The following is a 16,814-nucleotide window of genomic DNA, read 5'->3' as shown; positions in this document are numbered from 1 at the left end:
TCAGGGCCCGGAGGGGGTCAGGCGGCCATCTCGCGGAAGGCCGCGGCGAGCTGGGGGTAGCGGAACTCGAATCCGGCGTCCTTGAGCACGCCGGGGACGGCCCGGACGCTGTCGAGGGCGAGATCGGGATTCGTGCGCAGGACGCCCGCTGCCGCCCGCAGCAGCCCGGCCGGGGCCGGAATGCCGACGGGGACTCCGACGAACTCCCGGATGTGCGCCATGAGCTCGCGGTTCTGGACCGGCTGCGGGGAGGTGGCGTTCACCACCCCGTCGGGCAGCTCGACCGGCGCCTCGCCCGCCGAGGGGACGAGGCCCAGGGCCGCGCGCGCGACCCGCAGCCAGTCGGCCGCGTGGATCCAGCTGAACCACTGCTCGCCCGTGCCGAGGTGGCCACCGGCGCCGAGCCGGGCGGGCCCGGTGAGCCGGGACAGCACCGCGGCGTCGCGGTCCAGCACCACGGCCGTGCGCAGCACCGTCGAACGGGCGGCGGCGGCAGGATCGAAGGCGGCCTCCCAGTCGCGCACCACGGCCGCGAGGCCCGGGGCCTCGGACGGGGGAGCGGCCCGCTCGTCCATCGGCTCCTGCGAGTCGCCGTAGATGCCGACGGCGCTGAGCTGAACCCAGCGCTCGACCGGGCGCGCCCAAGTCCGGCTCGCCTCGACGAGGGCGCGCGTGGGGGCGACCCGGCTGTCGCGGAGCAGCGCGAGGTTCGCCTCGGTGCCGGGCCTGTCGAGGCTCACGCCGCTGAGGTTGACGAGGGCGAGCCGCTCGACCGCGCCCAGCTCGGCGGCCCAGGGACCCTGGCTGCGCCCGTCCCAGAGGATCTGCCGGAAGGGGCCCGGCCGCTGGGACCGTGCGAGGAGGGCCACCTCGTGCCCCGAGCAGAGCAGGTCCGCCGCGAGCAGGGTGCCCAGATACCCGCTCCCGCCGGCGAGGACCGTGAGCGGGCGGCGCGCTGCGTCGTCGTCCGCACCGGCGGTGCCGCCGCCCGGAGCCGCGAGCCGGTACAGGCGCGCGCACTGGGCGGCGAAGCCGCGCACGAGGGGCTCCCCGGCCGTGAGGCCGAACTGCTGCGCGAGCGGGCCGTCGATCACGACGCGCTGGGTGAAGAGCGTGCCCCCGTCGCGTTCCGCGAGCGACCACTCGATCTCCTGTGCGCCGCCGGGCTGGGGCTGGCGGAGCACCAGCCGGCGGCCCGGATCGACCTGGGTGACGGTGAACCCGGGAGCGGTGCGCCGGTGGAGGGCGCCGAGGATCCGCTGGGCGGGCGCGTAGTGTCCCTGCGCCCCCTCCGCGAGGGCTGTGCCCAGCCCGGCCTCGCCGACCGCGGGGTTCCATTCCGGCCACCGCCGCACCTCGGAGAGCACCTCCCAGAGGGGGCCGGCAGGGAGTCGGAACCACTGGGATGCCGTGCGATGCCAGGTCATCCGTGCAGTCTACTGGCCGTGTCCCCGGGCACCGCGGCCGCGGCGGCCTCACGCTCGGCGGCCTCGATCGCCTCCGCGATCCGGTGGCATGCCTGCCCCAGCACGGCCTGCTGCTCGGCGGTGAGGGGGTCGAAGACGATGCGCCGGACGAAGCCGACGTGGCCCGGCGCGGCGTCCGTGATCGCCGCCCGCCCCGCCTCGGTGAGGGTCACATCCTGCCCGCGCGCGTCGTCCGCCGAACAGCTGCGGTGGATGAGCCCCTTGGCCTCCATGCGCCGCAGGATGTGGGAGAGCCGGCTGCGCTCCCAGCCGAGCTCCTGGGCGGCGGTCCCGGAGCGCAGCACCCCGTCGGGGCATTCCGAGAGGGTCGCGAGCACCGAGTACTCGGGCCCGGACAGCTGGGAGTCCCTCGTGAGCTGCCGGTCGACGGCGGGGGTCAGCCCCCACACGAGGCGGCGCAGGGCCAGCCAGACGTCCTTCTCGCGTTCGTCGAGCCAGTGCGGCTCGGCCGTGGTGTGGGTGCTCACAGCGTCTCCTCGGGTCCCCATGTTTGACACATCAATTATGCACGTGCCCGCGGCTCGTGGCGTGGACCAGGGCCCTCGACCCCGTGCGCGCAGGGGACGCCGCGACGCTCCGACGCGGACGGGGGTGGCGGCCCGGGCCGAACCGGACAAGGATGGTCGGCAGTGGCCACACGGGCCGCACGGGAAGGGGAGTCCATGGAGATCGTGCTCACCGGAGGAAGCGGGAAGCTGGGGCGGGTGGTCCTGGCGCACCTGCGGGAGGCGGGCCACCGCGTGTGGAGCCTCGATGTGGCGGGGGAGCGGGACCCAGGATTCATCCGCACCGACCTGACCGACTACGGCCAGGTGGTCGATGCGTTCCTCGGCGTCGACGACCGCCACGACGGGATCGACGCGGTTGTCCACCTCGGCGCCATCCCGGCCCCCGGGCTCGTGCCGGACGCCGCGACGTTCCGCAACAACATGCTGGCCACGTACAACGTCTTCCAGGCCGCCAGGCGGGCGGGCGTGAAGCGGATCGCCTATGCCTCGAGCGAGACCGTGCTCGGGCTGCCCTTCGACACCCCGCCGCCCTACATCCCCGTCGACGAGGAGTACGCGGCCCGACCCGAGAGCACATACTCGCTCGTGAAGCACCTCGAGGAGCAGATGGCCATCCAGCTGTGCCGCTGGGACCCGGAGCTGAGCATCAGCGCGTTCAGGTTCTCCAACGTCATGGTGCCCGAGGACTACGCCGCCTTCCCCTCGTTCGATGCCGACCCGTCTCGGCGCAAGTGGAACCTGTGGGGGTACATCGACGCGCGGGACGGCGCGCAGGCCGTCGAGCGCGCCCTCGAGTCGGCGCGGCCCGGATTCGAGGCGTACATCATCGCCGCGGCCGACACGGTCATGTCGCGCAGCTCCGCCTCGCTCGCCGCGGAGGTCTTCCCCGGGGTCCAGGTGCGGGAAGGTCTGGGCGAGCACGAGACGCTGCTCGGGATCGACAAGGCCCGCAGGCTGCTCGGATACGACCCGCGCCATTCCTGGCGCGACCACGTCTAGAGGATTCCAGCAGGGACCGGCCGCACCGGCCGGTCCCTGTCCCGAGACGCCGAGAGGGCCGGCAGCGAGTCGCTGCCGGCCCTCTCGGGCTCATTGCTCACAGGCGCTCCGCAGGGAGCGTCCGGGGATCAGAGCGGGCGGACCTTGGCGGCCTGCAGGCCCTTGGGTCCCTGCTGGGTCTCGAACTCGACCTTCTGGCCCTCGAGGAGCTCGCGGTAGCCGTTCGATTCGATGGCGCTGAAGTGAACGAACACGTCGGCCGAGTTGTCGTCGGGGGCGATGAAGCCGAAGCCCTTTTCGCTGTTGAACCACTTGACGGTGCCGGTTGTCATGACTGCCCTTCGGGGTCGGTGCAGGTCCCGACCATCGGGACCTGATATGCAGCGGTGTTCGTAAAACCGCTAGCACGCACCGCCCTGGCCATCCGGTGGAGGCAGGAGCCGTACAGGCACAACGTGAAACACAACGACTACACGTACAACGGTACAGGAGCGCGGCCCACGGAGCGAGCGCCGCGCAGCATCCATTTCAGCGCACCGTCTCCCGCCGGGCCTGTCAGTCGATGCCGAGCTCGACGTCGGGGTTCTCCTCCTCCTCGGAGTCGAGCTCGATCAGCCGGCGCGGATCGTGGAGCGGGTCGAGCTCGTCCATGGTCTCCGGATTGTCGCTCGACCCCTCCGGAGCCTGGCTGTCGCGGCCGTCGAGGGGCTCGGTGAGGTCGTCGTCCTCGGTGTTGCCGAAGTCGAGGCTGTGCGTCATCATCTGTCCTCTCGCTGTTCCTGCATCAAATCTAGGCCGCCCGCGCCGCTCGCGACAGGGCCCCAGCGGAGGCGCCTCAGCCGGTCCAGCGGTACTCGTTCTCGGGGCGTCCGGGCGCGCCGTAGCGGGCCGAGCGGGTGACCTCCTTCGTCTCGGCGAGGTGCTCGAGATACCGGCGCGCCGTCACCCGGGAGACGCCGACGGCCTCGGTGACCTCGGACGCGGAGACGGGCACGCCCTTGGCCCGGAGGAAGCCGCGGATCGCCTCGAGCGTCCCGGCGGAGAGCCCCTTGGGCAGGGGCCTGGCCACCGGGGCGCGGAGCGCCGCGAGAGCCTCGTCCACCGCAGCCTGCGACGCCGGGCCCGCGCCGTCCGCGAGCGCCTCACGATAGGAGCGGTAGTGCTCGAGGCGCTCGGCGAAGGCGGCGAACGTGAACGGCTTGATGAGGTACTGCACGACGCCGACCGAGATCGCCCGCCGCACGACCGGCAGCTCGCGGACCGCCGTGATGGCGATGATGTCCACCGGATGGCCCGCGGCCCGCATGCGCCGCCCGACGTCCAGCCCATGCAGGTCGGGCAGGTTCATGTCCAGCAGGACGAGGTCCACGGGCTCACCGGCGGCCGCGAGCTCGCCGGCCAGCCGCAGCGCCGACGCGCCGTCGTTGGCCGTCCCGGCATGGACGAACCCCGGGACGCGCTCCACGTACGCGGCGTGCGCGGCCGCAGCGATGGGCTCGTCCTCCACGACGAGCACCCGGATCCCGGGGGCCAGGCTGCGGCCCCTCGCCGCACTCACGGTGCGGGCTCCTTCCGCGGGATCTCGACCGTGAACACGGCCCCGGCCCCGCCCGTGATGGAGAGGGTGCCGCCGAGGCGTTCCACCGAGCGCTTGACGAGGGCCAGGCCGAGGCCGCGGCCCTGGCCGGCGTGGGGCTTGGTCGAGTAGCCGTAGCGCAGGATCTTCTCCGCTTCGCCGCCGGGTACGCCCGGCCCCGAGTCGGCGACCTCGATCACGAGGGAGGGCCCGTGCTCGGCGATCTCGAGGGAGACCCAGCGGGGGGCGTCCGCGGCCGCAGCGGCGTCGATCGCGTTGTCCACGAGGTTGCCGACGATGGTCACGAGGTCTGCCGCCGCGAGGCCCGAATCGGCGAGGGACGCGGTGGCCTCCGCATCGAGCCGGACACCGCGCTCGTTGGCCTGGGCCGCCTTGCCCATGATGAGGGCGGCGAGGACCGGCTCGTCGATCGAGACGACGAGCTCGTCCGCCAGGGACTGGCTCAGCTGCAGGTCCTCGGTCGCGAAGGCCAGGGCCCGGTCCGTCTGGCCGAGCTCGAGGAGGGAGACGATCGTGTGCAGCCGGTTGGCATGCTCGTGCGTCTGGCTCCTCAGCGCATCGGAAAGCGTGCGCATCGTCTCGAGCTCGTTGCCGAGGGCCTCGATCTCCGTCTGGTCCCGCAGGGTCGCCACCGAGCCGAGGACGCGGCTGCGCCGGCCCTCCTGCGAGACCGCGGGCTCCTGGTTCACCACGAGGACGCGCTCGTCGGTCACGTGGATCTCGTCGCGGGCCGTCCGCCCGCTCGCGAGCAGGTCGCGCAGGCTGCCGGGGATGCCGAGCCGGCTGAGGGCGGGCGGCGCGGGGAGGGCACGGCGCGCGGCGCGGGACCCGCGCGGGGTGCCGGGGCCGGCGTCGTCCACGTCCTCCTCCTCGGGCAGGCCGAGGAGCCGCGAGGCCTGGTCGTTCCGGATCACCACGCGCCCCTTGGCGTCCACGAGGATGACGCCTTCGCGCACCGAGTGCAGCACGGACTCGTAGTAGGCGAACAGCTGGCCGAGCTGCTCGGGGCCGTAGCCGCGCGTGACGCGCTTGAGGTACCGCCCGACGCCGAGCGAGCCGAGGGACCCGAGGGCGAGCATGACGGCGGCGATCGCCAGGAGCGCGGGCAGGCGGCCGGCGACGGCGACCTCGATGGCGCTCACCGTCACGCCGGCGGCGACCATGCCGATGACCTTCCCGCCGTCCCTGATCGGCACGATCGTGCGGACGGAGGGGCCCAGGGTCCCCTCGACCTCCTCGGTGAACGGGTGGCCGGCGAGCGCCTGGTCGATGCTGCCGATGTACTTGCCGCCGATCTGGGTGGGGTCCGGGTGCGTCCAGCGGGTCCGGTCCGGGGCCATGATCGTGATGAAGTCCAGCCCGGCGTCCGCCATGACCTTCATCGCGTACGGCTGGAGGGCGGCCGTGGGGTCCACGGCGGCGGCACGCCGGGCCGCGTCCACCACGAACGGGCTGTCGGCAAGGGCGGAGGCGACGGCGAGGGTGCGGCGTCCGGCCTGCTCGTGCGTCTGGTCCCTCGCATCGACGTACATCGCCGTCCCCATGAAGCCCGTGAGCACGATGACGGCGAGCACGAGCGTCCAGAGCATCCGGGCGGCGAGGCTCAGCGGGCGCATCGGGTCCTTCCTCCTCCCCAGTGACCAATATGACCGCAACGGTGAGGTCTGTCACAGCGTGACCCACAGTGGAGTGTGAACCGGCCCACCCCGGGCCAGAAGTCAAGGTATCAACGAAGGAGCTCCCCGTGGCAATGTCGCCTACGGCACCCGACGCGGCGCCGGCCAAGAAGAAGTCGGTCGACCGCACCCATTGGCTCTACATCGCCGTCGTCGTCGCCGTGGTCCTCGGCGTTGCAGTCGGCCTCATGTTCCCCGGCAAGGATGGGTTCGCCGCGAACCTCAAGCCGCTGGGCGACGGGTTCGTGGCCCTGATCAAGATGATGATCTCCCCGGTCATCTTCTGCACGATCGTCCTCGGCATCGGCTCGATCGCCAAGGCCAAGACGGTGGGCAAGGTCGGCGGCCTCGCCCTCCTCTACTTCATGATCATGAGCACGTTCGCGCTCGGCATCGGCCTCGTCGTGGGCAACCTCGTCCACCCGGGCCAGGGCCTCAACCTCAAGGACGCGACCTACAAGGCGACGCAGTCCGCGGACACCACCGACTTCCTCCTGGGCATCATCCCCAAGTCCCTGCTCTCCTCGCTCACCGCCGGCGACGTCCTCCAGACCCTCTTCGTGGCCCTCCTCGTGGGCTTCGCGCTCCAGCGCATGGGCAGGACCGGCAGGCTCCTCCTCGACTTCATCGCCCAGGCGCAGGCGCTCGTCTTCCGGATCCTCATCATGATCATGTGGGTCGCCCCCATCGGCGCGTTCGGCGCGATCGCCGCCGTGGTCGGCGCCACCGGCTGGAAGGCAGTCCTGAGCCTCGCGACGCTCATGATCGCGTTCTACATCACCTGCATCCTGTTCATCGTGGTGGTCCTCGGCACGATCCTGAAGGTCGTCTCCGGCGTGAACATCTTCAAGCTCATGAAGTACCTCGGCCGCGAGTACCTCATCATCGTCTCGACCTCCTCCTCCGAGGCCGCCCTGCCGCGCCTGATCGCGAAGATGGAGCACCTCGGGGTCTCCAAGCCGGTGGTCGGCGTGACCGTGCCCACGGGCTACTCCTTCAACCTCGACGGCACGGCGATCTACCTCACGATGGCCTCGCTGTTCATCGCGAGCGCGATGGGGCAGCCGCTCGCCCTCGGTGAGCAGATCGGGCTGCTCGTGTTCATGATCATCGCCTCCAAGGGCGCCGCGGGCGTCTCCGGCGCCGGCCTCGCCACCCTCGCCGGCGGCCTCCAGGCCCACGCCCCGCAGCTCGTGGGGGGCGTGTCCTTCATCGTCGGCATCGACCGGTTCATGTCCGAGGCCCGCGCCCTGACCAACTTCACCGGCAACGCCGTGGCGACGGTCCTCATGGGGACGTGGACCAAGGAGATCGACGCCTCCCAGGTGACCGAGGTGCTCTCCGGCCGCCTGCCGTTCGACGAGACCACGATGATCGCAGGGCACGGCCACGGCGACGGCGGCGAGGTCGAGGTCGGGGCCACCGGCGCCGGCGCCGAGGAGGCGCTCGCCCGGGCCTGACCCCACCCACTCCCGCGCAGGACGGCGGGCGGGCGCCTCTCGGAGGTGGCCCGCCCGCCGTCGTGCTCGCCGCCGTGGCGGCAAGGCGCAGGCCTCTGGGCGAGTGGCGGAGGCCCCGCAACCTTGAAGTTCCAGTTGAGGGTGAGGCGCGCCGGGGGCCGATTGTCAAGGTCCGCACAATGCATGTCGCCCGTGTGTAGGCTGGTGAGCCAAGGACGCCGTAGGCATGCGAATCGCCGCCAACGAATCGAAAGTGTGGATGGACACGTGAGCACAGAGCAGAGCGCAGCGACTCTGGACGGCATCTCCGGCTCCCTCGAGGGCACGGAGGGCACCGTGGAGCTCGGACCCACGGGCCGGCCCCTGCACACGTTCGAGGTCCCGGCGCCCCTGAGCTCGCACGGGCCGGCGCGGATCATCGCGATGGTCAACCAGAAGGGCGGGGTGGGCAAGACCACCTCGACCATCAACCTGGCCGCCGCGCTCGCCGAATACGGCCGGAAGGTCCTCCTCGTCGACTTCGACCCCCAGGGCGCCCTCTCCGCCGGGCTCGGCATCAACCCGCACGAGCTCGACACCACCGTGTACAACGTGATGATGGACCGCCACGTGGACGTCCGGCAGGCCATCCGCAGCACGGAGGAGCCCAATGTGGACCTCCTCCCGGCCAACATCGACCTCTCCGCCGCCGAGGTGCAGCTCGTCACCGAGGTGGCGCGCGAGCAGGTCCTCGCGAGCGCCCTGCGCAAGGTCGAGGACGAGTACGACGTCATCCTCATCGACTGCCAGCCCTCCCTCGGCCTCCTCACCGTCAACGCGCTCACGGCCGCGCACGGCGTGGTCATCCCGCTCATCTGCGAGTTCTTCGCGCTGCGCGCCGTGGCCCTGCTCGTGGAGACCATCGAGAAGGTCCAGGACCGGCTCAACCCGCGCCTCGTGGTGGACGGGGTGCTCGCCACGATGTACGACGCCCGCACGCTGCACAGCCGCGAGGTGCTGGCCCGTCTCGTCGAGGCCTTCGGCGACAAGGTCTTCGAGACCGTCATCAAGAGGACCATCAAGTTCGCCGACGCGACCGTGGCCGCCGAGCCGATCACCCGGTACGCGTCGAACCACCCGGGCGCCGAGGCGTACCGCAGCCTGGCGCGCGAGCTCGTGGCCCGCGGTGGAGCTCCCTGACACCGAGCCGGCCGACGCCGCGCCGGGCGCGGGCGGCTTCGAGGTCCGCCTCGAGAACTTCACCGGACCGTTCGACCTCCTGCTCGGGCTCATCGCCAAGCACCGCCTCGACATCACCGAGGTGGCCCTCGCGACCGTCACCGACGACTTCATCGCCTACACCCGCGCCCTCCAGGCCAAGGGAGAGGACTGGGCGCTCGACGAGGCCAGCGAGTTCCTCGTCATCGCCGCGACCCTGCTCGACCTCAAGGCGGCCAGGCTCCTACCCCAGGGCGAGGTCGACGACGAGGAGGACGTGGCCCGCCTCGAGGCCCGCGACCTCCTCTTCGCCCGGCTCCTGCAGTACCGCGCCTTCAAGGAGATCGCCGGGATCTTCGCCGCGACCCTCGACGCCGAGGCGCGCCGCTTCCCGCGCTCCGTGACGCTCGAGCCGGCCTTCGCCGCACTCCTGCCCGAGCTCGTGTGGCGGCACACGCCCGAGCAGTTCGCGGCGCTCGCCGCCAAGGCGTTCGCGCCCAAGGAGGCCCCGCCCAGCGAGGTCGGCACCGCCCACCTGCACGCGCCGCCGGTGAGCGTGCGCGAGCAGGCCGAGCTCATCGGCCTGCGGCTGCAGGGCTCGGGGCCGCTGAGCTTCCGGGCGCTCACGGCCGACGCCGAGACGCGGCTCGTCGTGGTCGCGCGCTTCCTGGCCCTGCTGGAGCTGTTCCGGGACCGGGCCGTGGCCTTCGAGCAGGCGGCGCCGCTCGCCGAGCTGAGCGTGCGCTGGACCGCCGGCGAGGATTGGAGCGCCGAGAGGGTGAGCGAGGAGTACGAGGATGCCGCAGACAGCGAGGGACAGCATGCAGCAGGCTGAGCCGACGGTCCGCGCGGCCCTCGAGGCCGTGCTCATGGTCGTGGACGAGCCGATCAGCGCGGCCGAGCTCGCGGCGACCCTCGAGGTGCCCCAGGCGGAGGCCGAGGAGGCGCTCGAGGAGCTCGCGGCCGAGTACACACGGCAGGGGAGGGGGTTCGAGCTGCGCGCCGTCGCGGGCGGGTGGCGGTTCTACTCGCGCCCCGAGTACGCGGACATCGTCTCCCGGTACGTGCTCGAGGGCCAGACGGCGCGGCTGACCCAGGCCGCGCTCGAGACGCTCGCCGTCATCGCCTACCGGCAGCCCGTGGGCCGCTCGCGCGTCGCCGCGATCCGAGGGGTCAACGTGGACTCCGTGGTGAAGACCCTCGTGACCCGGGGCCTCGTCGAGGAGGCCGGCACCGACCCGGAGTCGGGGGCGATCCTGTACCGGACGACGTCGTACTTCCTGGAGCGGCTCGGCATCGGCTCCGTCGCCGAGCTGCCCAAGCTCTCGCCGCACCTCCCGGGGCTCGACGAGCTGGGCGGGATCGACGCCCCGTTCTGAGGCCCCGGGCGGCCCGGGAGGGCAGATCCGGTATCCTTGACGGGGGCATTCGCCCTCTTTCTACCACCAACGCAGCCCCGGACGGGCTGCTTCATACTGCAGAGGCATTGGTTATGGCACAGGCGGGACGCCAGGGTTCACCACGCAACGGGGACAACCCCCGCAGGAACAGCGCGCGCGGCAGCGCAGCGCGCGGAGGCGCCAAGGGCGCCCCGAAGGGCGCGCAGCGCAAGCGCGGCGAGCGCCCCACCCCGAAGGGGACGGGCGCGGCGCCCTTCGCGAACGAGCGCTTCGGCAGGAGCCTCGGCCCGGTGGGCAAGGCGGGCCAGGGCACGGCCCGCAGGCAGCCGGCCCCCCTGCCTGCCCACGCGCCGCGCACCCGGGCCCAGATGGCCGAGGACGGGGTGCGCCTGCAGAAGGTCATGGCCAGCGCGGGCGTTGCCTCGCGCCGGGTGTGCGAGGAGCTCATCGCGGAGGGCCGCGTCGAGGTCAACGGGCAGATCGTCACCGAGCTCGGCACCCGGGTCAACCCCGAGACGGACGTCATCCATGTCGACGGGGTCCGTGTGCAGACCGACGAGCACCTCGTCTACATGGCGTTCAACAAGCCGCGCGGCGTGGTGTCCACGATGGACGACCCCGAGGGCCGCCCGTGCATCACGGACTACCTGCGCCCGGGTTCGCCGGAGCGCCTCTTCCACGTGGGCCGCCTCGACACGAACACCGAGGGCCTGCTGCTCCTGACGAACGACGGCGAGCTCGCCAACCGCCTCACGCATCCCTCGTACGAGGTCCCCAAGACCTACGTCGTGCAGGTCCGCGGGCCCATGCCCCAGGGCATCGGAGCCCAGCTGCGCCGCGGCGTCGAGCTCGAGGACGGCCTCGCGAAGGTCGACTCGTTCCGCCTCGTGGACTCCACGCCCGGCTTCGTGCTCGTCGAGGTGGTCCTGCACTCGGGCAAGAACCGGATCGTCCGCCGCATGTTCGACGCGGTGGGCTTCCCGGTCCAGCGGCTCGTGCGCGCCAAGATCGGTCCGATCGGGCTCGGCGACCAGAAGCAGGGCACGATCCGCCGGCTCGGCAAGCAGGAGATCGGGCACCTCATGGCCGCCGTCGGCCTGTAGGGGAGAGCATGTCAGCAACACACCTCCATGGACCGATCGTCGTCATCGGCACCGGGCTGCTCGGGACCAGCATCGGCCTCGGCCTCGAGCACCGCGGCGTGCCGGTCTTCCTCGAGGACACCTCGCCCACCAACCAGGCCGTCGCGGTCGACATCGGCGCGGGCCGGCCCATCGCCGAGTTCGAGGCCGACCGCGGAGCCCAGCCGGAGCTCGTCGTCGTGGCGACGCCTCCGGACGTGGCCGTCGGCGTCGCAGCGCGCGCCCTCGAGCGCTGGCCCCATGCCGTCGTCGTGGACATCGCCAGCGTCAAGGGCGCCATCGTGCAGGGGCTGCGCGAGCGCGGCGCGGACGTGGCCCGCTACGTCGGGACCCACCCCATGGCCGGCCGGGAGAAGTCCGGCCCGGTTGCCGCCCGCGGCGAGCTCTTCACCTCCATGCCCTGGGTCGTGTGCGCGGCCCCCGAGTCCGATCCCGGCGCTGTCCGCCTCGCCAAGGCCCTTGGCTCCGACCTCGGCGGCATCGTCGTCGAGTTCGACGCCGACGAGCACGACGAGGCGGTGGCGCTCGTGAGCCACCTGCCCCAGGTCATGTCCTCCCTGCTGGCCTCGCGCCTGCAGGGTACCGACCTGCGGCTGCTGGCCCTCGCGGGCAACGGCCTGCGCGACACGACGCGCATCGCCGCGAGCGACCCGGGCCTGTGGGTGCAGATCCTCGGGGCGAATGCGGGCAAGATCGTCGAGCACCTGTACGGTGTGCGCGAGGACGTCGAACGCCTCATCCGCACCCTCGAGGCGCCCACGGCGCCGGGGGCGCGGCTCGATCTGGCCCAGCTCATGACCGAGGGCAACGCGGGCCAGGCGCGGATCCCGGGCAAGCACGGCGGCCCGCCTCAGGCGTTCGCGTGGCTCACGGTCCTCGTCGACGACAGGCCGGGGCAGATCGCCAGGCTCCTGACGGAGATCGGCGAGATCGGGGTGAACCTCGAAGACCTGCGCCTCGACCACTCGTCGGGGCGGAATGTGGGCATGGTGGAGATCTCGGTGCTGCCGAGCAAGCACGACGCCCTGGTGGCGGAACTGGAGGAGCGCGGATGGCGGGTACTGCAATGAGCGAGCAGGAGACGGAGCAGGGCGTGGCGCAGTCCACGGAGCTCCATTCCCTCAGCACGGCGCAGGGCACGTCCGTGCGCTACACGCCCGCTCCCGGCGCGGAGCCCCTCCGGCTCGGCCGGCCGCTCGTCGTGGCGATCGATGGCCCGAGCGGATCGGGGAAGTCGAGCGTCTCGAAGGAGGTGGCACGCCGGCTCCGGCTCGCCTACCTCGACACCGGTGCCATGTACCGGGCGGTGGCCTGGGACTGCCTCGAGCGGGGCCTCGACCTCGCGGACGGCGCGCTCGTTGAGGCCGCGGCCCGGGGGCTCGACCTCGAGCTGAGCACGAGCCCCGCCACCGAGCGGGTCCTCGTGCGCGGCGCCGACGTCACCGCGGCCATCCGCGAGCCCCGCATTTCCGCCTCGGTGAGCGCCGTCGCGACGAACCTGGGCGTGCGGGACGAGCTCATCCGCCGCCAGCGCGCGATCATCGCGGCCCACGGCCGGCGCATGGTGGTCGAGGGCCGGGACATCACCACCGTGGTGGCGCGCGACGCCGAGGTGCGGCTCCTGCTCACCGCCTCCGAGGAGGCCCGCATGCGCCGCCGCGGAGCGCAGCTCGGCGGCACCCAGAACGCCGAGGAGCTGCACGAGCAGGTCGTCGCGCGGGACGCGAAGGACTCCGCCGTCGCCAGCTTCACGCAGGCCGCCGACGGCGTCTTCACCGTCGACTCCTCAGACCTCGACTTCGACCAGACCGTCGACGCCGTCCTCGGCGTCGTGCACGCGGCCGTGAGCCGCCCGGCCGGCGCGTGAGCCCGGCCCCCTGACACCCTTCAAGGAGACCCCCATGACCGATTCCCTGGATACCGGGACCGCCGGCTCCGCCGGGAACGACGAGTACGTGCCCGAGGGCGCCGACCAGGTCGCCGAGCACCTCGCGGCGATGGACGACGCCGAGGCGGACCAGCGCGCGGCGACCCTGCGCGCAGGCCTGGACGACTACGACCTGGACGAGGAGGACGCGCGCCTCCTCGCGGGCGGAGGCGAGGACTGGGACGCGGACACGCCGACCCGGATGGACCCCGTCCTGGCGATCATCGGCCGCCCCAACGTGGGCAAGTCCACCCTCGTCAACCGGATCCTGGGCCGCCGCGAGGCCGTGGTCGAGGACGTCCCCGGCGTCACGCGAGACCGCGTCTCCTACCCCGCCGAATGGACCGGACGGAAGTTCACGCTCGTGGACACCGGCGGCTGGGAGCGCGACGCCAAGGGCCTGCACGCGATGGTCGCCGAGCAGGCCGAGGTCGCGGTGAGCATGGCGGACGCCGTCCTGTTCGTCGTCGACGCCACCGTCGGGGCCACGGCCACCGACGAGGCCGTCATGCGCATGCTGCGCAAGTCCAAGAAGCCCGTGCTGCTCGTGGCGAACAAGGTCGACGACTTCGCCCAGGAGGCCGACGCCTCCCTGCTGTGGGGCCTCGGCTTCGGCCAGCCGTGGCCTGTCTCGGCCCTCCACGGACGCGGCGTGGCGGACCTGCTCGACGCAGCGCTCGAGGTCCTGCCCGAGTTCTCCGCGATCGCCGGCGTCGAGCGCTCGGGCGGCCCGCGTCGCGTGGCGCTCATCGGCCGGCCGAACGTGGGCAAGTCCTCGCTCCTGAACAAGCTCGCCGGCTCGGAGCGGTCCGTCGTGAACGAGCTAGCGGGCACCACGCGGGACCCGGTCGACGAGTACATCGAGCTCGGCGGCAGGACGTGGCGCTTCGTGGACACCGCGGGCATCCGCCGCCGCCAGCACATGGCCCAGGGCGCCGAGTACTACGCGTCCCTGCGGACGCAGGCCGCGCTCGAGAAGGCGGAGGTCGCCGTCGTGCTCCTGGCCGCGGACGAGGTACTCTCCGAGCAGGACGTGCGCATCCTCTCGCTCGCGATCGAGTCCGGGCGCGCCCTCGTCATCGCGTTCAACAAGTGGGACCTCATGGACGACGAGCGGCGCCGCTGGCTCGAGCGCGAGATCGAGAAGGACCTCGCCCATGTGGAGTGGGCTCCGCGGGTGAACCTCTCCGCCAAGACCGGCTGGCACCGGGACCGCCTCGTGCCCGCGCTGGACAAGGCCCTCGCCGGCTGGGACACCCGCATCCCGACCGGCCGGCTCAACGCGTTCCTCGGCGAGCTCGTCGCCGCACACCCGCACCCGGTGCGCGGGGGCAAGCAGCCGCGCATCCTCTTCGGCACCCAGGCCCAGAGCCGGCCGCCGAAGTTCGTCCTGTTCACCACCGGGTTCCTCGATCCGGGCTACCGCCGCTTCATCACGCGCCGCCTGCGCGAGACGTTCGGCTTCGAGGGCACTCCGATCGAGATCAGCATGCGCGTGCGCGAGCGCCGCTCGAAGAAGAAGTAGGCCCCGCACGACGCCGGTGAGTCACCCCAGGAGGGCGGCCCACCGGCGTCGTGCTTTCCCGCTCGTACCGTGTCCAGCAGTCGCCGCGGCGGAGGCTCGCCGGGCACTGCTCGATTCGCGCCGATCGCCCCGTTCGGATATGCTGGAGCGGTTGCTTCGCCGGGCGTGAGAGCGTCAGGCGCGGGCGATGTTCGGGCTGTAGCGCAGCTTGGTAGCGCACTTGACTGGGGGTCAAGGGGTCGCAGGTTCAAATCCTGTCAGCCCGACCAGCAGGGACCCGATCCGCGGACGCGGATCGGGTCCCTTTCTCGTTCTCGCCCAGCGGGTGGTGCTACGTTTCGGACCGTGGACAACGATCCGGTGGCAGTGGCGCACGTCCAGGTCAACCTCTTCTGCGACGATGTTCCATCCTGCCTCGCGTTCTACCGATCCCTGGGCCTTCCTGAAGTGTTCCGCTTCCCGGAGACCGGTGCCGTCCAGCACGCGGAGGTCGACGCGGCGGGCACACGGCTGGGGCTCACGTCCGCCGCGGCCGCCAACCGGATCGCCGGCCTCGGCGTGGGCACGGGCGGCGGCCGGTCAACCGAGGTCGTGCTCTGGTCGCCGGACGTCGACGGGCTGTTCGCGCGCGCCGTCTCTGCGGGGGCCGCCGCCGTCACGGGCCCCATGGACTCCCCGGACGGCCGGCTCCGGTACGCCTGGGTCCTGGACCCCGCCGGGCACCAGGTCAAGCTCGTCCAGGCGCGCTGATGCCAGCGGGCCGACGGCGAGGAATACGCATGCACATGCATGCAGTTGACGCCCGTGTGAAGGCCTTCGGATTCCTCTCGTTCGGACACTACGCGCCCCTGCGCGGCTCACAGACGGGCAGCGCGGCGGACATGATCCGCCAAGCCGTCGACCTGGGCGTCGGGGCGGACGAGCTCGGCGTCAATGGCGCGTACTTCCGCGTCCACCACTTTGCGCCGCAGCAGGCCGCTCCGGTGCCACTCCTGAGTGCGATCGCCGCGAGGACGCAGCGCATCGAGGTCGGCACGGGCGTGATCGACATGCGGTACGAGAACCCGCTCTACCTCGCCGAGGAGCTCGCCGCGCTCGATATCATCAGCGCCGGCCGGATCGCAATCGGCGTGAGCCGTGGCTCGCCTGAGCCGGCGCTGCGCGGGTACGAGGCGTTCGGCTATACCGGCGCCGAGGACCCCCGCGGCGCCGACCTCGCCCGGTCGCACTTCGAGACGTTCCTGCGGGCCATCGACGGCGAGGGCATCGCGCCCGCCGACCCGCGCCAGGCTCCGGCCGGAACGCTGCTGCCCGTCGAGCCGCACTCGCCGGGCCTGCGCGGACGGATCTGGTGGGGGAGTGGCACCCGCTCCACGGCCGAGTGGACCGGGCGGCTGGGCCTGAACCTCATGAGCTCGACCCTGCTGACGGAGGCCCCGGGCGTGCCGTTCCACGAGCTCCAGCGGGACCAGATCGATGCCTACCGGGCCGCGTACAAGGAAGCGGGGCACACGCGGCCGCCCCGGGTCTCGGTGAGCCGCAGCATCTTCCCGATCGTGAACTCCAAGGACGCGATGTACTTCGGCCGGCGCACGGACTCGGACCAGATCGGCGTGATCGACGGCTTCCAGTCCACGTTCGGCAAGACCTACGCGGCCGAGCCCGACGAACTCGTCGAGCAGCTCCGGGGCGACTCCGCGGTCATGGCTGCAGACACCGTGATGCTGACCATCCCGAACCAGCTCGGGGTCGAATACAACCTCCACATCCTCGAATCTTTCGCGAAGCTCGTCGCCCCGGAGCTCGGCTGGCGGCCCAACACGGACGGCCCCGTCGAGGGAGACCCGATCCCCTGACCCCGCCGCCGGGCCCGTCGCACGCGGCCACTGCTGGCC

The 16,814-nt window shown here is 72.2% G+C and carries 17 protein-coding genes and 1 tRNA gene; 12 read left to right on the top strand and 6 right to left on the bottom strand.

Features of this window, described 5'->3' with window-relative positions; genetic code table 11:
* Nucleotides 1-17: 17 nt before the first annotated feature.
* Complete coding sequence (locus tag J2W21_RS13615) at nt 18-1,427, bottom strand: DUF1731 domain-containing protein (protein ID WP_307115039.1); 1,410 nt, start codon at nt 1,425-1,427, stop codon at nt 18-20.
* A complete protein-coding gene (locus J2W21_RS13610) occupies nt 1,424-1,954 on the bottom strand; it encodes a MarR family winged helix-turn-helix transcriptional regulator (protein WP_307115038.1) in 531 nt (176 codons plus the stop codon). The genes J2W21_RS13615 and J2W21_RS13610 overlap by 4 nt, the downstream gene beginning before the upstream one ends.
* Nucleotides 1,955-2,149: 195 nt before the next feature.
* Here J2W21_RS13610 and J2W21_RS13605 point away from each other — a divergent pair, with 195 nt between their 5' ends.
* On the top strand, nt 2,150-2,995 hold the full coding sequence (locus J2W21_RS13605; protein ID WP_307115037.1) for an NAD-dependent epimerase/dehydratase family protein: 846 nt from the start codon (nt 2,150-2,152) through the stop codon (nt 2,993-2,995).
* 128 nt (nt 2,996-3,123) lie between these two features.
* Here the strand turns inward: J2W21_RS13605 and J2W21_RS13600 are convergent, their stop codons facing one another.
* From J2W21_RS13600 to J2W21_RS13585, 4 genes are all read right to left on the bottom strand, one after another.
* A complete protein-coding gene (locus J2W21_RS13600; protein ID WP_066497363.1) occupies nt 3,124-3,327 on the bottom strand; it encodes a cold-shock protein in 204 nt (67 codons plus the stop codon).
* Nucleotides 3,328-3,550: 223 nt separating this feature from the next.
* The gene (locus tag J2W21_RS13595) at nt 3,551-3,754 is read right to left on the bottom strand and encodes a hypothetical protein (RefSeq protein WP_307115036.1); all 204 of its coding nucleotides are present in this window, start codon (nt 3,752-3,754) and stop codon (nt 3,551-3,553) included.
* 76 nt (nt 3,755-3,830) lie between these two features.
* Complete coding sequence (locus J2W21_RS13590; protein ID WP_307115035.1) at nt 3,831-4,553, bottom strand: response regulator; 723 nt, start codon at nt 4,551-4,553, stop codon at nt 3,831-3,833.
* Entirely contained in the window at nt 4,550-6,208 is a 1,659-nt protein-coding gene (locus tag J2W21_RS13585) for a sensor histidine kinase (protein ID WP_307115034.1), read from the bottom strand. The genes J2W21_RS13590 and J2W21_RS13585 overlap by 4 nt, the downstream gene beginning before the upstream one ends.
* 134 nt (nt 6,209-6,342) lie before the next feature.
* Between J2W21_RS13585 and J2W21_RS13580 the strand changes: the two genes are divergently transcribed.
* The 11 genes from J2W21_RS13580 (at nt 6,343) to J2W21_RS13530 (ending at nt 16,775) form a co-directional block, all read left to right on the top strand.
* A complete protein-coding gene (locus J2W21_RS13580) occupies nt 6,343-7,728 on the top strand; it encodes a cation:dicarboxylate symporter family transporter (RefSeq protein ID WP_307115062.1) in 1,386 nt (461 codons plus the stop codon).
* Nucleotides 7,729-7,995: 267 nt separating this feature from the next.
* Nucleotides 7,996-8,907: a ParA family protein gene (locus J2W21_RS13575; protein ID WP_307115033.1), complete on the top strand. Its 912-nt coding sequence runs from the start codon at nt 7,996-7,998 to the stop codon at nt 8,905-8,907.
* Nucleotides 8,894-9,760: a segregation and condensation protein A gene (locus J2W21_RS13570; protein ID WP_307115032.1), complete on the top strand. Its 867-nt coding sequence runs from the start codon at nt 8,894-8,896 to the stop codon at nt 9,758-9,760. The genes J2W21_RS13575 and J2W21_RS13570 overlap by 14 nt, the downstream gene beginning before the upstream one ends.
* Nucleotides 9,723-10,304 (top strand): SMC-Scp complex subunit ScpB, encoded by a 582-nt coding sequence (gene scpB, locus J2W21_RS13565; RefSeq protein WP_307115031.1) that lies wholly within the window; start codon nt 9,723-9,725, stop codon nt 10,302-10,304. The genes J2W21_RS13570 and scpB overlap by 38 nt, the downstream gene beginning before the upstream one ends.
* A gap of 113 nt (nt 10,305-10,417) precedes the next feature.
* Nucleotides 10,418-11,428 (top strand): pseudouridine synthase, encoded by a 1,011-nt coding sequence (locus tag J2W21_RS13560; protein WP_307115030.1) that lies wholly within the window; start codon nt 10,418-10,420, stop codon nt 11,426-11,428.
* A gap of 8 nt (nt 11,429-11,436) precedes the next feature.
* A complete protein-coding gene (locus J2W21_RS13555) occupies nt 11,437-12,537 on the top strand; it encodes a prephenate dehydrogenase (RefSeq protein WP_307115029.1) in 1,101 nt (366 codons plus the stop codon).
* On the top strand, nt 12,519-13,334 hold the full coding sequence (gene cmk, locus J2W21_RS13550; RefSeq protein ID WP_307115028.1) for a (d)CMP kinase: 816 nt from the start codon (nt 12,519-12,521) through the stop codon (nt 13,332-13,334). The genes J2W21_RS13555 and cmk overlap by 19 nt, the downstream gene beginning before the upstream one ends.
* A gap of 34 nt (nt 13,335-13,368) precedes the next feature.
* Nucleotides 13,369-14,919 (top strand): ribosome biogenesis GTPase Der, encoded by a 1,551-nt coding sequence (der, locus tag J2W21_RS13545; RefSeq protein WP_307115027.1) that lies wholly within the window; start codon nt 13,369-13,371, stop codon nt 14,917-14,919.
* A 192-nt stretch (nt 14,920-15,111) separates the two neighbouring features.
* A tRNA-Pro gene (locus J2W21_RS13540) sits at nt 15,112-15,188 on the top strand.
* A 76-nt stretch (nt 15,189-15,264) separates the two neighbouring features.
* A complete protein-coding gene (locus tag J2W21_RS13535; RefSeq protein WP_307115026.1) occupies nt 15,265-15,669 on the top strand; it encodes a VOC family protein in 405 nt (134 codons plus the stop codon).
* Nucleotides 15,670-15,725: 56 nt separating this feature from the next.
* Complete coding sequence (locus J2W21_RS13530) at nt 15,726-16,775, top strand: LLM class flavin-dependent oxidoreductase (protein ID WP_307115061.1); 1,050 nt, start codon at nt 15,726-15,728, stop codon at nt 16,773-16,775.
* The last annotated feature ends 39 nt before the right edge of the window (nt 16,776-16,814 follow it).

Source organism: Sinomonas atrocyanea, from assembly GCF_030811715.1.
GTDB classification, from domain to species: Bacteria; Actinomycetota; Actinomycetes; order Actinomycetales; family Micrococcaceae; genus Sinomonas; species Sinomonas atrocyanea_A.
This window is presented reverse-complemented; position numbering and strand designations above follow the sequence as displayed.

Coding starts and splice junctions, on each gene's coding strand:
- J2W21_RS13615 (WP_307115039.1), bottom strand. CDS start 1,427: ATGACCTGGCATCGCACGGCATCCCAGTGGTTCCGACTCCCTGCCGGC.
- J2W21_RS13605 (WP_307115037.1), top strand. CDS start 2,150: ATGGAGATCGTGCTCACCGGAGGAAGCGGGAAGCTGGGGCGGGTGGTC.
- J2W21_RS13600 (WP_066497363.1), bottom strand. CDS start 3,327: ATGACAACCGGCACCGTCAAGTGGTTCAACAGCGAAAAGGGCTTCGGC.
- J2W21_RS13595 (WP_307115036.1), bottom strand. CDS start 3,754: ATGACGCACAGCCTCGACTTCGGCAACACCGAGGACGACGACCTCACC.
- J2W21_RS13585 (WP_307115034.1), bottom strand. CDS start 6,208: ATGCGCCCGCTGAGCCTCGCCGCCCGGATGCTCTGGACGCTCGTGCTC.
- J2W21_RS13580 (WP_307115062.1), top strand. CDS start 6,343: ATGTCGCCTACGGCACCCGACGCGGCGCCGGCCAAGAAGAAGTCGGTC.
- scpB (WP_307115031.1), top strand. CDS start 9,723: ATGCCGCAGACAGCGAGGGACAGCATGCAGCAGGCTGAGCCGACGGTC.
- J2W21_RS13560 (WP_307115030.1), top strand. CDS start 10,418: ATGGCACAGGCGGGACGCCAGGGTTCACCACGCAACGGGGACAACCCC.
- J2W21_RS13555 (WP_307115029.1), top strand. CDS start 11,437: ATGTCAGCAACACACCTCCATGGACCGATCGTCGTCATCGGCACCGGG.
- cmk (WP_307115028.1), top strand. CDS start 12,519: ATGGCGGGTACTGCAATGAGCGAGCAGGAGACGGAGCAGGGCGTGGCG.
- der (WP_307115027.1), top strand. CDS start 13,369: ATGACCGATTCCCTGGATACCGGGACCGCCGGCTCCGCCGGGAACGAC.